This window comes from Rahnella rivi, assembly GCF_019049655.1.
Taxonomy (GTDB): Bacteria; Pseudomonadota; Gammaproteobacteria; order Enterobacterales; family Enterobacteriaceae; genus Rahnella; species Rahnella rivi.
Window position 1 is genome coordinate 81,757 of sequence record NZ_JAFMOX010000064.1, and the last position, 14,421, is coordinate 96,177.

The 14,421-nt window shown below is 48.5% G+C and carries 10 protein-coding genes, 1 tRNA gene and 1 pseudogene; 6 read left to right on the forward strand and 6 right to left on the reverse strand.

What is annotated here, in order from left to right:
• Positions 1-84 precede the first annotated feature (84 nt).
• Both J1779_RS18135 and J1779_RS18140 read left to right on the forward strand, forming a co-directional pair.
• Positions 85-699, forward strand: a complete 615-nt coding sequence (locus J1779_RS18135) for a helix-turn-helix domain-containing protein (RefSeq protein ID WP_217204454.1) — start codon at positions 85-87, stop codon at positions 697-699.
• Between the two features lie 584 nt (positions 700-1,283).
• Positions 1,284-1,886: a helix-turn-helix transcriptional regulator gene (locus tag J1779_RS18140; protein WP_132966393.1), complete on the forward strand. Its 603-nt coding sequence runs from the start codon at positions 1,284-1,286 to the stop codon at positions 1,884-1,886.
• Positions 1,887-2,327: 441 nt separating this feature from the next.
• Here J1779_RS18140 and J1779_RS18145 read toward each other — a convergent pair whose 3' ends face one another.
• From J1779_RS18145 to J1779_RS18160, 4 genes and pseudogenes are all read right to left on the reverse strand, one after another.
• Complete coding sequence (locus J1779_RS18145; RefSeq protein ID WP_159281389.1) at positions 2,328-2,576, reverse strand: biofilm development regulator YmgB/AriR family protein; 249 nt, start codon at positions 2,574-2,576, stop codon at positions 2,328-2,330.
• A gap of 507 nt (positions 2,577-3,083) precedes the next feature.
• Positions 3,084-3,803, reverse strand: a pseudogene (gene dptF / locus J1779_RS18150) (DNA phosphorothioation-dependent restriction protein DptF); the annotation flags it as partial.
• Positions 3,804-3,977: 174 nt separating this feature from the next.
• The gene (locus tag J1779_RS18155; protein WP_217204455.1) at positions 3,978-5,246 is read right to left on the reverse strand and encodes a tyrosine-type recombinase/integrase; all 1,269 of its coding nucleotides are present in this window, start codon (positions 5,244-5,246) and stop codon (positions 3,978-3,980) included.
• A gap of 199 nt (positions 5,247-5,445) precedes the next feature.
• Positions 5,446-5,530: transfer RNA gene (locus J1779_RS18160), tRNA-Leu, on the reverse strand.
• A 219-nt stretch (positions 5,531-5,749) separates the two neighbouring features.
• Here J1779_RS18160 and ampH point away from each other — a divergent pair.
• Positions 5,750-6,889, forward strand: coding sequence for a D-alanyl-D-alanine-carboxypeptidase/endopeptidase AmpH (ampH, locus tag J1779_RS18165; RefSeq protein ID WP_217204456.1), 1,140 nt, complete (start codon positions 5,750-5,752; stop codon positions 6,887-6,889).
• An 81-nt stretch (positions 6,890-6,970) separates the two neighbouring features.
• On the opposite strand, the gene lptG is transcribed toward ampH, so the two are convergent.
• Together lptG and lptF are read right to left on the reverse strand one after the other, a co-directional pair.
• Entirely contained in the window at positions 6,971-8,041 is a 1,071-nt protein-coding gene (gene lptG, locus J1779_RS18170) for an LPS export ABC transporter permease LptG (RefSeq protein ID WP_056776552.1), read from the reverse strand.
• Positions 8,041-9,135, reverse strand: a complete 1,095-nt coding sequence (gene lptF / locus J1779_RS18175) for an LPS export ABC transporter permease LptF (RefSeq protein WP_056776550.1) — start codon at positions 9,133-9,135, stop codon at positions 8,041-8,043. The genes lptG and lptF overlap by 1 nt, the downstream gene beginning before the upstream one ends.
• Positions 9,136-9,412: 277 nt before the next feature.
• Here lptF and pepA point away from each other — a divergent pair, with 277 nt between their 5' ends.
• The 3 genes from pepA (at position 9,413) to J1779_RS18190 (ending at position 14,378) form a co-directional block, all read left to right on the forward strand.
• Positions 9,413-10,924, forward strand: coding sequence for a leucyl aminopeptidase (gene pepA, locus J1779_RS18180; RefSeq protein WP_056776547.1), 1,512 nt, complete (start codon positions 9,413-9,415; stop codon positions 10,922-10,924).
• Positions 10,925-11,044: 120 nt separating this feature from the next.
• Positions 11,045-11,530 (forward strand): DNA polymerase III subunit chi, encoded by a 486-nt coding sequence (locus J1779_RS18185; RefSeq protein ID WP_122094369.1) that lies wholly within the window; start codon positions 11,045-11,047, stop codon positions 11,528-11,530.
• A complete protein-coding gene (locus J1779_RS18190; RefSeq protein WP_122094371.1) occupies positions 11,523-14,378 on the forward strand; it encodes a valine--tRNA ligase in 2,856 nt (951 codons plus the stop codon). The genes J1779_RS18185 and J1779_RS18190 overlap by 8 nt, the downstream gene beginning before the upstream one ends.
• Positions 14,379-14,421 lie beyond the last annotated feature (43 nt).

The following is a 14,421-nucleotide window of genomic DNA, read 5'->3' on the forward strand; positions in this document are numbered from 1 at the left end:
TTTTTTTAATTACGATATGCATTCTAGCCATGCTGCGGATATTTTATTTTATATCAAGATTAAATTCAATAACTAGGTCTGATTATGTTTGTAATTGGGAGTTGTTTATTTTCTATTCATTGTGAAGATCGTTTTTTTAAAATAGAATTACAAGAAATCTTTAAGGACATATGTTCATCAGTTAAATTGCCTGTTAATAATGGCATTCCATTCGAATTAGAGCTCGCTGACTATTTTGTCGTTGACATCATAGTTCTGTCTTCTAAGGCTATATATGAGAAAATACCTGAACAAATTCTTAAGAAAAAAAAGAATCACGCTGCAATAATATTTTGTTCTGACTCAATGACACACATACTCACCGGTATTACAGGATACGATCTCGTTTCGTGTATTCCGATGGATGTCAAACTGGAGAAGTTAGCTCAGATTTTTTGTGTGCTAGTGTTTGGCACGGAAGGAGCAAAAAAATCTTTGTTTACAAAGACGGGTTTGGCCCCCTTGACCTGTAATGAAATGCGTGTGTCTTCACTATTGAGTAAAGGACTAAATCAATATGATATTAGTCAATTTACAGGCATTAACCCAAAGACTGTGAGTTTACATTTAAGATCAGCCATGACCAAATTTAAAGTTAAGACTTTGTTAGAGTACAGAGTAAAGCTTTCACATATCGATACTCTCGATGGCTTCAATTGAGTTAGTCACCATGATTTATATCAGGAATCTAACAACGCGAAATGGAAGATGTCAGTGAACTCTATACTTAATTGTCTTTTTGCATATCTTATTCCGCCCAAAGTGGGGTGAGTAACGTCTTCACTTCAACCATGATGAAACGTCCACAACGGGGCATTCTTTGGAATGAATTGATTATTCATTTTAAATTATCAAGGCGTTTAAAATGTTAATTTCTATCAATGTGATTGTATCTATCGTTGCTAGCAATTAGTGATTTATGATTATGATTAATCACTTATGTTATTATTTCTTGCTGCATGTGAAAAATCCTAGTTTATATCGCTTCAATCCTAATTGGGCACAACGTGCAGTATGAATATTCCTATTTTATTTGGTTTGTTAATTTAAAGAGAAGCCACTATTTCGTTTTCGATATTAGGATTATGCTCATTATGTCATTTCTCCTTACAGCTTTGACGAGTTGCTTTAGTTAGTTCCTGTTGGTAAAAAGGATAACGATCTTTAAGTTTTTTTATTAGCGATTGCTTAAGATATTCAATTGCAATTCGCTAGAGCTGTTGCTATTAATATGGACTTTGAATATGTTGTCATATGGAAATTCACTTTTTTCTATTTACTGCAAGGATTATTACTTTAAGGTTGGCTTGCAAAAACTTTTAGATGATATATATCATTCTCATGTAGTAAATGTAAGGCTCATTAATCGACATGAGTCAAGATATAACGATTATTTTCAAGCTGATATTGTCGTCTTATCTTCCAGGAGCATATTTGAAAAGTTACCTGAACGTAGCCCTTCGCTTGATAGAGGAGGAGCAGTGATCGTTTTCTGTACTTTTTCAATGTCAGAAGTTGTGAGAGGCATAAGAGGGTATGAAAATGCACTTTTTATTGCCCCTGACACAGGATTAGATCAGATTTTAAACATCTTTAAAATGGTTATGTTTGGTTCGCCTTTAATTAGGAATAATCTTTTTGTAAGAACTGAAAATTTAGCCTTAACAAATAAGGAACGTAAAGTCTCTGATCTGCTCAGGAAAGGTCTAAGCCATAATGAGATAAGTACAATAACGGGCATAACACCTAAAACAGTTAGCTCTCATTTAAGGTCAGCTATGCAGAAATACAAAGTAAGCACTTTACTGGAATACAGAATTAAGCTCATTCACATGCAACAATTCTAGAACTTAAATTTCGGTCAGACACTTGTAATCAATAAGTTCGTCCCGGTTCAGGAAATTTACTAACTCACTATTTATTATAGTGTTTTTGATTCCCTGGTATTGGCCACTTGGCTTACTCATACATTGTACGGAACAATGTATGAGTTTTTTTCACACTTTTTAAATTGCATGTAGCGAAGTATGATAGTTGGGCTAATAAATTTACGAAGGAGCAACGGTATATTCATAAACTCGAGCCCCACTCCACTAAATGGCGCACTCATCATTTTAATATAGAATCTTCAGTCTACAATGACAGAGGTATATAATAGAATTCCTTATTAATATCAGCATAAATATTGAATGCTTAATGTAGTCTTGAAAATTTTTTTACTCAGTGGATTTAGTAACTTTCTCGTCCGGTATTTTTTCTCTTATACATTGAAAATTATGCCTGCTTAGCTAGTCGTTATCCCGAGTTTCATGCATCTGTTCAAGTATATTGCGATAAATATCGGCCTTTGTTACGTCCTTCTCCATTTCAAGCTTTTTAACCAGGCCTCGAATGATGTCCTTTCGGCTGACCGATTTATGCGTTGAGGTAAGTTCGGCAAAAAGTTGCAAATATGTCTTCCTTTCACCCAGTGTGCCTTCGCTCATAGCTTTAAAGTAGTCATCAATCTGATTGGATGTGCTTTTCTTCTGTGTCATGCTATTTCTCCATTTAAGTCTCAAATCTTTAAGAGACTGCCGCAACTTTTTTCTGAGAGGTTCCATCTCAAGGCTGCTGACCTCTTAGCAACTTTTCTTAGCACCTGTAATTTTAATAATAATATTTTAGTGGGAGAGATCAATATGGTAATTCCTAAAATTTTCACACTGTAATGGTCTAATCATTCTGGACACTTTGTTAGAGATATAATGAGTAACGCTACCAAGGTGAGATTAGCTCCAGGACTCAATCCAGTCGCATACCAAGCGGATATCCACTGCTTGCAGGGATACTTACAATTCTCGCTGGATAAACAGATCTGTGATTTTTTACTGGCATATGCTGGTGGAGGCACTGCATTTTTTGAACTTTACCGAAAAAGGGTTCAGAATACCTCTGGCATAAAAACTAATTTATAACCAGGTGTCGCCGCACTGTTTATTTAAAGGGATAAGTAACATCAGTGACGTAATGTTATTTATTAAACTGACAGGGGAATTTGGCTATAGAAAATCCAATAACGTTCTCGTAGTAACGAACTGACATTTAATTAATCGCACTTTAAAAAGTTTCGTAATTAAGATATCCTTAACGCCAGGCATACAGAGCAGCTTGAAATTAACAACTACATTTAAATCATGTTCTGTGAATCCTTCACATTTAAAAATAGTGTAAAAATATTTTCACCAGTATCGCAATTTAACTGATCTAATACTTTTTTATTAAATTGTGAGCATTTTTATCTGCGTCGAACTGAAGTTTTTAATAATTTTCGAAGTCAAAAAATAGAAATTATCCGTACTATAAGAACCATGCTACTTCTCCTGTTTTGATAAAAACAGATCAATCGCAACTCGAACTCTCTGGTGGCATTCAGCGCCTTCTCTTGCAAAGTTAGCAAGCATCCCATTATAAATGCCCACCAATAGGGGACGTGATTGCAGATGGTGTTTTTCAAATAAAATATTCAGGGCATCAATAGCTGATTGTCGGGGAGCAAAAATATGTGTAGCATCCAAATGGAACGTGAACCGCTGCTGGTAACGATGTTCTGACTGACAGCTTGTCAAAATCTGAGACTTTCCATCCCCACTACTACCATATAAAAAATAATCTCATAAAGTTTAGCAAAATCCAAGTAGCGTTGCATATTGGCTTCAATTTCTTGTTTAACAAAAGTTGTCATTTACTTCATCAAATACATCTCTATGTCGATGAATTTCAGTGTAATCTGTGTTTCGATATATATCCCTCACAGCGCCACATGAAGCGATAATTAAATTAAAATGAAGACATTAACCTCACTGATGGAATTGTCAGTGAGGTCCGCGGTTGGTATCTATTAGTTAAGGGCCACTTTTCGTGTTCACATGGAATGTATTCGTCAGCCATCAGCCATTCTAAATTCTCATCGATGCATTAATCTTTGCGTAATCAAATGGACTCGTCGCGCTTTCCCGATTCGCATCCAGAAAATCAGCCCACCACTGCAGCATTAGTCTGCGCTCATCCAAGTGCTCAGCCTTATGAATGTAAGAGGCACGTACAGAGTTACGCTCCTGATGGCTCATCTGTCGCTCTACCGCATCCTTAGACCAAATCCCCGATTCAATTAACGAACTGCACGCCATGGTTCTGAAGCCATGACCGCAAACCTCGACTTTCGTATCGTAGCCCATTACCCGAAGTGCATTGTTTACCGTATTTTCACTCATTGGTTTACGCGGATCATGATCGCCAACGAAAATTAAATCGCGATTACCATTTAGGCGTTTTATTTTCTCAAGGACTCCAAGGGACTGACGAGATAACGGTACCAGATGCGGCGTTCGCATCTTAGATCCACGGTAAGAATGCTTAACACCTTCCAATGGTTCGCGATCTGCCGGAATCGTCCACATAGCTGTCTCGAAGTCGATCTCTGACCAGCGGGCGAAACGCAACTCACTTGACCGGATAAAGACCAGCAATGTCATCTCTATTGCCAAACGAGTGAGCGGTCTGCCGGTGTAGGTGTCGATACGATGAAGTAGTTCAGGAGTGCGGCTAAGTTCTAAGGCGGGACGATGTTGCCGTTTTGCTGTAGCGACGGCACCAGCCATTTCCTGAGCGGGATTATAATCGGTCAAACCGCTTTGTACGGCATAGCGCATGATTGCTGTTGTGCGCTGTTGCAGACGCGAAGCCACCTCAAGACGTCCAGACTTCTCCACGGCTTTTATAGGTGCCAGTAAATCTCGAGTTTTAAGTTCGGTGATATTGTGTTTACCAATGGCCGGAAAAAGAAAATCTTCCAGGGTTTTCAAAACTCGAGCACTGTGATCTTTTGACCACTTCTTATTAGTCGCATGCCATTCTCTGGCAACCACTTCAAAGGTGAAGACTTCTTTCGCCAACTCTTCTTTTACTGCTCGCTTTTGTTTGCGAGGATCAATCCCAGCGGCAACGAGTTTTCTGGCAGCTTCTCTTTTATGTCTGGCGTCAGCAAGTGATGTCTCTGGGTAAACACCAAACGCCATCAAGTGTTGCTTGCCGCCAAAGCGAAAGCGGAAACGCCAGTATTTGGAGCCGTTAGGGTGTATCAGCAAAAACATTCCATCGCCGTCTACTAGCGAGTATTCCTTTGCTTCAGGTTTTGCCGAACGCACCTTGGTATCAGTCAGGGCCATGATGGTATTCCTTCCATATGCTGCCGTGAGTATATAAGCATTATCGAACCAGCATATATACTCGGTTCTATACTCACAAGCATGTTGATGTGGGGTAACTCAGATTGACATCGGTTGACTGAAACGCGGGGGAAAGCCTTGCGGGGACTGGATTTTAGGCATAAAAAAAGACCTCAGTTGAGGTCTATTTACATACTAATGGTGCCGAAGGCCGGAATCGAACCGGCACGCCTTGCGGCGGTTGATTTTGAGTCAACTGCGTCTACCGATTTCGCCACTTCGGCACAGAAAGTAGTATGCGGAAAACGTGGGCATTATACCCAGCCCAGCAGGTCACGCAATAGTTATCCCACCCTGTTCGGTTTAAGTGTTGAAAAAACAAACATCAGCAGCGGTAAGTGGGGGTTTTGTTGACAAAAATCTTCGATTTGGGCGCGTTTTTCTCATGCCGTTTCTCAAACTTCGCATTAGTATACAAATCACGAATAGTTGATGCCCTGTTGATGGATACCCGCTTGTTGAAAAAAATCTCTCTTTCGCTCCTTGCCCTGGCCTTTGCCAGTACGCCTTTATGGAGCTATGCGCAACAAAACGCGCGTCTCGCGTCGCAGGTCGTGGATGACCATGCAGAACATATTTTTTACGGCAGTGGCGCAATGGGAATGGCGCTGGTGGTGGTGGATAACAATCAGCAGGTGTTCCGCAGTTTTGGTGAAACCCGCCCTGGTTCCGATGTGCGTCCACGTGAAGACTCCCTCGTGCGCGTCGCGTCGCTGACTAAGCTGATTACCAGCGAAGTGCTGGTCAAAATGGCGCAACAGGGCAAAGTCAGTATTAATGACCCGCTGCGTAAATATGCACCTGCCGGTGCCCGCGTACCCAGTTACAACGGCACCAATCCCATCACGTTGCTGAATCTGGCGACGCACACCAGTGGGCTGCCGCGTGAGCAACCGGGTGGCGTTGCGCACCGTGATGTATTTACCTGGCCGACGAAAAGCGATCGCTGGAACTGGCTGAGCGTCGCCAAAATGACCGTGCCGCCGGGCGCCCGCGCGTCTTACTCTAATCTGGCATTTGATCTGTTGTCGGATGCGTTATCAAAAGCCGCGAATAAACCTTACACCCAACTTCTGCGCGAGCAGATCACCCAGCCGCTCGGCATGATCGACACCACGCTCACACCAAATGCCAGCCAGTGTGCAAGGCTGATGGTGGGCCTGCGACCGACGCCATGCATCAACACCACCGCAGCAGCAGGCAGTGGCGGGCTGTACTCGACGCCGGCTGATATGGGCCGCTGGATGCGTCAGTTCCTCGGGCAACGCACCTCTACCGCCGAGATGGCGCAGAAAATGTATTACAAACGTTCTGATTTAGTGTCGCTCAAGGGGATGGACGTACCGGGCATGGCTGACTCGCTGGGCATGGGATGGGTGACCATGGCGCCAACCCCACTGTTACCGCGCATCATTCAGAAAACCGGTGGCGGCGGTGGTTTTATCACTTATGTTGCGATGGTACCGCAACGCGGTGTCGGTGTGTTCGTGGTGGTGACCCGCAGCGAGCTGACCAAGTTTAAAAACATGAGTGATGGCGTGAACGATCTGGTGGCTGATCTGGTGCGCAATAACGAGATCTGATTGTTCAGACCTCCGCATTCAGACGTAAAAAAAGCAGGCCTCTGTAAAGAGCCTGCTTTTTGTTTATCTGAATCTGCGGTTTTACTTTTTCTTCAACAGTAAATACATGCTGATGACAAGGAACAGTCCGCTTGGCAGCAATGCGCCCAGAATCGGCGGAATGCTGTAAACCAGGCTCAGCGGGCCGAAAATCTGATCAAGCACGTAGAACAGGAAACCAAAGCAGATCCCCGTCACCACCCGCACGCCCATCGGCACGCTGCGCAGCGGCCCGAAGATGAACGAAAGCGCCATCAGCATCATTACGGCAACAGACAGCGGAGAGAAGATTTTACTCCACATGTTCAGCTGGTAACGCTTGGACTCCTGGCCGCTCTGCTTGAGGTATTTTACGTAGTTGTAGAGCCCGCTTATCGACAACGCATCCGGATCCAGTGCCACGACACCGAGTTTGTCCGGTGTCAGGTTGGTTTTCCACACGCCGGAAAGGGTCTGAGAACCGGTGATTTGCAGCTTGTCGGTCAGGTCTGATTCATCCACCTGAGAGAGTTTCCACTCGCCATTATCAAAGGTAGCTGAAGAGGCATAACGCACCGATTGCAGCTTATTCTGATCATCGAAATGGTAGATGTTCACGCCAGTGAGTTCTTTCTCACCCGCAACACGCTCAATGTAGATAAAGTCATGCCCGTCTTTTGCCCACAGCCCATTTTGGGTAGAGAGCAGCGAACCGCCGTACATCTGCTGCGCACGATAGTTACGCGCCATCTGCTCGCCCTGCGGCGCGACCCACTCACCAATCGCCATGGTCAGCAGCACCAGCGGAATTGCCGTTTTCATCACCGATGCAGCGATCTGCATACGGGTGAAACCAGAGGCCTGCATGACCACCAGCTCACTGCGTGTTGCCAGTGTGCCAAGACCCAGCAATGCACCGAGTAGTGCGGCCATCGGGAAGAAGATCTCGATATCTTTCGGAACGCTCAGTAAGGTGTAAAGCCCTGCGCCTGCCGCTGAATATCCGCCCTGCCCGACCTTACGCAACTGGTCGACAAACTTGATGATGCCGGAGAGCGACACCAGCATGAACAACGTCATCATGATGGTGTTGAAGATCGTGCGACCGATGTACCGGTCTAATACGCCAAACATCAGGCAACTCCTCTCAGACGCGCGCGGACCTTACGAACCGGCAAGGTATCCCATGCATTCAGAACCAATGCCAGTGCGAGGTAGAGCAGGTTAGTGCCCCACATCCAGACCATCGGATCCAGTTTACCTTTCGCGCCATTGGAACGCAGGGAGGTTTGCAGCAGGAAGAAAATCAGATAAAGCAGGATAGCCGGCAACATGCTCAGCACGCGGCCCTGACGCGGGTTCACCACGCTAAGCGGAACCACTAACAGTGCCATGATAAAGACCGACACAATTAATGTGATACGCCAGTTAAGCTCTGCACGCGCTTCCGGCTCATCGGAATGCCAGAGTTGCGACATGCTCATCTGATCGGACTCGTTCGGATCCAGCTGAACGGTCTGATGACCAATAACGGCAAGATAATCAGTAAAGTCAGTGACGCGGAAATCGCGCAGCAAGGCCGTGCCCTCATAGCGCGTGCCCTGATCCAGAGTCACGACCTGAGAACCGTCCGGACGTTGCAACATGTGGCCTTTATCCGCCACTACCACTGAAGGACGCTGGTTGCCACTCGGGCGCAGCTGCGCAAGGAAGACGTTATGGAATTCCTTACCTTTCACGTTACCCACGAAAAGCACCGCATTGCCGTTTTGTGCCTGCTGGAACTGGCCTTCAACCATAGCCGCCATACTGGGATTGGCTTTGGCTTCCGCCAGAACCGCATCCTGATGTTTCGATGACCACGGACTTAACCATATCGCGTTAAAGCCGGCGAAAACTGAGGTAAATAACGCCAATACCATCGCCGCGATGACCAGCGACCGTTTTCCAAGACCACAGGCATGCATGACCGTGATTTCACTGTCGGTATACAATTTACCGAGCGTCATCAGCAAGCCGAGGAAAAGGCTGAGAGGAAGGATAAGCTGCGCCATTTCCGGAATACCTAAACCCAGAAGTGACAGAACTAAATTTGTTGGGATATCGCCATCAACTGCCGCTCCAAGCACCCTGACCAGCTTCTGACAAAAGAAGATGAGAAGCAGAATGAACAGAATGGCAAATTGGCTCTTGAAGGTTTCCCTAACCAGATATCTAATGATGATCACGCTTAATACGCCTGTGAAAACTTGTCTTTTTGAAGGAAAATCGCTAGTTTCATCGCTAATCCGTCATTTATTCTCATCATATGGCAACCTTCACAGCTAAAATAGTATTACAACACCGAGAATTGGGGTGTCCTATAGGAACATGCTTATAGCCGCCAAAATAAAAACTAACGCCGTTTAAGGTTAACACAGGTCGTTAACACAATGACGGGAGAGTGTCTCCGGCAACCATTCTAGCCGTACCTCCCGCCCTTGTCTTTAAGATTCAGGAGAGTGCATGGAGTTCAGCGTAAAAAGCGGTAGCCCGGAAAAACAACGCAGTGCCTGTATTGTAGTCGGCGTTTTCGAACCTCGCCGTCTGTCACCGATTGCCGAACAGCTCGATAAAATCAGTGATGGCTATATCAGTGCCCTGCTCCGCCGTGGCGAACTTGAAGGCAAAGTGGGCCAGACCCTGTTGCTGCATCATGTACCGAATATTCTTTCAGAACGCATTTTGCTGATTGGTTGTGGCAAAGAACGCGAACTGGATGAGCGCCAGTACAAACAGGTTATCCAGAAAACGATCAATACCCTGAACGACACCGGTTCTATGGAAGCCGTTTGCTTCCTCACCGAGCTGCACGTAAAAGGGCGCAATACTTACTGGAAAGTGCGCCAGGCGGTCGAAACCTCAAAAGAATCGCTTTATACCTTCGACCAGCTGAAAAGCAATAAAGTCGAACCTCGCCGTCCGCTGCGTAAAATGGTCTTCAACGTGCCAACCCGCCGTGAACTGACCAGCGGTGAGCGCGCCATCCAGCACGGTTTAGCCGTCTCCGCCGGCATCAAAGCCGCGAAAGATCTGGGCAATATGCCACCAAACATCTGTAACGCCGCTTATCTGGCGTCACAGGCGCGTCAGCTCGCCGACGCGTTCAGCACGAACATCACCACCCGCGTTATCGGCGAACAGCAGATGAAAGAGCTGGGGATGAACGCTTATCTGGCCGTCGGTCAGGGTTCGAAAAACGAATCGCTGATGTCGGTGATGGAATATAAGGGCAATCCTAATCCGGACGCTAAGCCTATCGTGCTCGTCGGCAAAGGCCTGACCTTCGATTCCGGCGGTATTTCCATCAAGCCCGCCGCAGATATGGATGAAATGAAGTACGACATGTGTGGTGCAGCCGCTGTATATGGAGCGATGCGCGTCGTGGCTGAACTGAATTTGCCGCTCAACGTGATTGGCGTCCTCGCCGGCTGTGAAAACATGCCTGGCGGCCAGGCGTTCCGTCCGGGTGACATTTTGACGACAATGTCCGGCCAGACTGTCGAAGTGCTGAACACCGACGCTGAAGGCCGTCTGGTGCTGTGTGACGCGCTGACCTACGTCGAACGTTTCGATCCTGAGCTGGTGATTGACGTCGCCACGCTGACCGGTGCCTGCGTGATTGCCCTTGGTCATCACATCACCGGGTTGCTGTCGAACCACAATCCGCTGGCCCATGAGCTGATTGGCGCCTCCGAGCAGGCAGGTGACCGTGCATGGCGTCTGCCGCTGGCTGACGAATATCAGGAACAGCTGGACTCCAACTTTGCCGATATGGCAAACATCGGTGGCCGTGCAGGGGGTGCTATCACCGCCGGTTGCTTCCTGTCGCGCTTCACCCGTAAATACAGCTGGGCGCATCTGGACATCGCCGGTACTGCATGGCGTTCAGGGAAAAACAAAGGGGCAACAGGTCGCCCGGTCGCGCTGCTGTCTCAGTTCCTGCTCAACCGTGCCGGTCTTGACGGTGATGAATGATCTGATTCACCCGTCAAATAAGGTATAATTTCATCCTCAGGGTTTGGCTCGCCAGACCCTTCACAGGCGGGCGCACCCAGTTGCGCCCCTGTTTTTTCTCAGCAGCACAGTGAACTCATCATGAAACAGGCAACCTTTTTTCTTCTCGATGCGCCGGATGCAAGTGGCGAGCTCAGCTCACACGAAGCGCTGGCCTGTCAGGTCGCCGCTGAACGTTACCGGATGGGCAAACGTGTCCTGCTGGCTTGTGAAGATCAACAACAGGCCGAGCGTCTGGATGAAGCACTCTGGAAGCGCGATCCGAGCCACTTTGTACCGCACAATCTGGCGGGCGAAGGCCCGCGATTTGGTGCGCCGGTGGAGCTCTGCTGGCCAGGTAAGCGCGGCAATGCGCCACGCGACCTGCTGATAAGCCTGCTGCCTGAGTTTGCAGATTTTGCTACTGCTTTCCATGAAGTGGTAGACTTCGTTCCTTACGAAGATTCCCTTAAACAACTTGCGCGCGAACGCTACAAAGCCTATCGCAGCGTGGGTTTCTCTTTGACGACGGCCACGCCGCCCTCCGTCACCACATCGACCGACGAAAATACGAAGCGAAATGGATAAGACATATAACCCGCAAGACATCGAGCAGCCGCTTTACGAGCACTGGGAACAACAGGGCTATTTCAAGCCACATGGTGATACCAGTAAAGAAAGCTTTGCCATCATGATCCCGCCGCCGAACGTTACCGGCAGCTTGCACATGGGTCATGCTTTCCAGCAAACCATCATGGACGCCATGATCCGCTATCAGCGCATGCAGGGCAAAAACACCCTGTGGCAGGCGGGCACCGACCATGCGGGTATCGCAACGCAAATGGTGGTTGAGCGTAAAATCGCGGCCGAAGAAGGCAAAACCCGTCACGACTATGGCCGTGAAGCGTTTATCAACAAAATCTGGGACTGGAAAGCAGAATCCGGCGGCACCATTACCCGCCAGATGCGCCGCCTCGGCGACTCCGTGGACTGGGAGCGCGAGCGCTTCACCATGGATGAAGGCCTGTCCAACGCCGTGCGCGAAGTGTTTGTTCGCCTGTACAAAGAAGACCTGATTTACCGTGGCAAACGCCTGGTGAACTGGGATCCGAAACTGCGCACCGCCATCTCCGACCTCGAAGTAGAAAACCGCGAATCTAAAGGTTCCATGTGGCACCTGCGTTATCCGCTGGCTGACGGCGCGAAAACTGCTGAAGGCAAAGATTATCTGGTGGTCGCCACCACACGTCCGGAAACCGTGCTCGGTGATACCGGCGTGGCGGTCAACCCGGAAGATCCGCGTTACAAAGATCTGATCGGCAAAGAGATCATTCTGCCGCTGGTGGGCCGTCGCATTCCTATTTTGGGCGATGAACACGCGGATATGGAAAAAGGCACCGGCTGCGTGAAGATCACGCCTGCGCATGACTTTAACGACTATGAAGTCGGTAAACGTCACGGCCTGCCGATGATCAACATCCTGACTTTCGATGGCGATATCCGCCAGACCGCTGAAGTATTCGATACGAACGGCGAAGAAAGTGATGCATGTGCCAATGATATCCCTGAGCAGTTCCGTGGCCTTGAGCGTTTTGCTGCGCGTAAAGCCGTGGTCGCAGCGTTTGATGAAGCGGGCCTGCTGGAAGAAGTTAAACCTCACGATCTGACCGTACCTTACGGCGACCGTGGCGGCGTGGTGATCGAGCCAATGCTGACCGACCAGTGGTACGTCCGTACCGCGCCGCTGGCGAAAGTGGCAGTAGAAGCCGTTGAGCAAGGTGAGATCCAGTTCGTGCCTAAACAGTACGAAAACATGTACTTCAGCTGGATGCGTGACATTCAGGACTGGTGTATTTCCCGTCAGCTGTGGTGGGGACACCGCATTCCGGCGTGGTATGACGCCGAAGGCAACGTTTTCGTTGGCCGCGACGAAGCGGAAGTGCGCAGCGAAAACAATCTGGGCGCAGACGTCGTGCTGACTCAGGACGAAGACGTGCTCGACACCTGGTTCTCTTCCGGCCTGTGGACCTTCTCCACGCTGGGCTGGCCAGAACAGACGCCTGATCTCAAAGCCTTCCACCCTTCAAGCGTGGTCGTGAGCGGCTTCGACATCATCTTCTTCTGGATCGCGCGCATGATCATGATGACCATGCACTTCGTGAAAGACGAAAACGGCAAGCCACAGGTTCCGTTTAATACCGTTTACATGACCGGTCTTATCCGCGACGACGAAGGGCAGAAAATGTCCAAGTCCAAAGGTAACGTTATCGATCCGCTGGATATGATTGACGGTATCTCACTGGAAGACCTGCTGGAAAAACGTACCGGCAACATGATGCAGCCTCAGCTGGCGGAAAAAATCCGCAAGCGTACCGAGAAGCAATTCCCGAACGGTATCGAACCGCACGGCACTGACGCCCTGCGCTTCACGCTGGCGGCGCTGGCTTCTACTGGCCGTGACATCAACTGGGACATGAAGCGTCTTGAAGGCTACCGCAACTTCTGTAACAAGCTGTGGAACGCCAGCCGCTTCGTACTGATGAACACCGAAGATCAGGATTGTGGCCTGAACGGAGGCGAACTTGAGCTGTCACTGGCTGACCGCTGGATCCTCGCGGAATATAACCGCACGGTGAAAGCCTACCGTGATGCGATGGACAGCTATCGCTTCGATTTGGCTGCCAGCATTCTGTATGAATTCACCTGGAACCAGTTCTGCGACTGGTACCTGGAGCTGACCAAGCCGGTCATGAACGGGGGCAGCGAAGCACAACTGCGCGGTACCCGTCATACGCTGGTGGAAGTGCTGGAAGGTCTGCTGCGTCTTGCGCATCCGATCATTCCGTTCATCACTGAAACCATCTGGCAGCGCGTGAAAACGCTGAAAGGCATCACAGCTGAAACCATCATGCTGCAACCTTTCCCTGAGTTTGATGCGGCGAAAGCGGATGAACTGGCGCTGGCCGATCTCGAGTGGATCAAGCAGGCGATCATCGCAATCCGTAACGTGCGTGCCGAGATGAACCTGTCTCCGGCCAAGCCGCTGGAACTGCTGCTGCGCGGTGCAGGTGCGGATGCACAGCGTCGTGTGGAACAGAACCTGAGCTTCATTAAATCTCTGGCGCGTCTGGAATCCATCACCATTCTGCCTGCCGGCGACAAAGGCCCGGTGTCTGTCACCAAACTGGTCGAAGGCGCGGAACTGCTGATCCCGATGGCGGGTCTGATCGACAAAGATGCTGAGCTTGCACGTCTCGACAAAGAGATCGCAAAACTCGACGGCGAGATTGCTTCCATCGAAGGCAAATTGTCTAACGAAGGTTTTGTCGCGCGTGCGCCAGAAGCCGTTGTCGCAAAAGAACGCGAACGTCTGGCAGCCTGCGGTGAAGCGAAACTCAAGATTGCAGAGCAGAAAGCCACGATTGCCGCGCTGTAAACTCGCTAAAGCAAAATGATAAAGGCCGCGCAAGCGGCCTTTT

Coding starts and splice junctions, on each gene's coding strand:
- J1779_RS18135 (WP_217204454.1), top strand. CDS start 85: ATGTTTGTAATTGGGAGTTGTTTATTTTCTATTCATTGTGAAGATCGT.
- J1779_RS18140 (WP_132966393.1), top strand. CDS start 1,284: ATGTTGTCATATGGAAATTCACTTTTTTCTATTTACTGCAAGGATTAT.
- J1779_RS18145 (WP_159281389.1), bottom strand. CDS start 2,576: ATGACACAGAAGAAAAGCACATCCAATCAGATTGATGACTACTTTAAA.
- J1779_RS18155 (WP_217204455.1), bottom strand. CDS start 5,246: ATGGCCCTGACTGATACCAAGGTGCGTTCGGCAAAACCTGAAGCAAAG.
- ampH (WP_217204456.1), top strand. CDS start 5,750: ATGGATACCCGCTTGTTGAAAAAAATCTCTCTTTCGCTCCTTGCCCTG.
- lptG (WP_056776552.1), bottom strand. CDS start 8,041: ATGTTTGGCGTATTAGACCGGTACATCGGTCGCACGATCTTCAACACC.
- pepA (WP_056776547.1), top strand. CDS start 9,413: ATGGAGTTCAGCGTAAAAAGCGGTAGCCCGGAAAAACAACGCAGTGCC.
- J1779_RS18185 (WP_122094369.1), top strand. CDS start 11,045: ATGAAACAGGCAACCTTTTTTCTTCTCGATGCGCCGGATGCAAGTGGC.
- J1779_RS18190 (WP_122094371.1), top strand. CDS start 11,523: ATGGATAAGACATATAACCCGCAAGACATCGAGCAGCCGCTTTACGAG.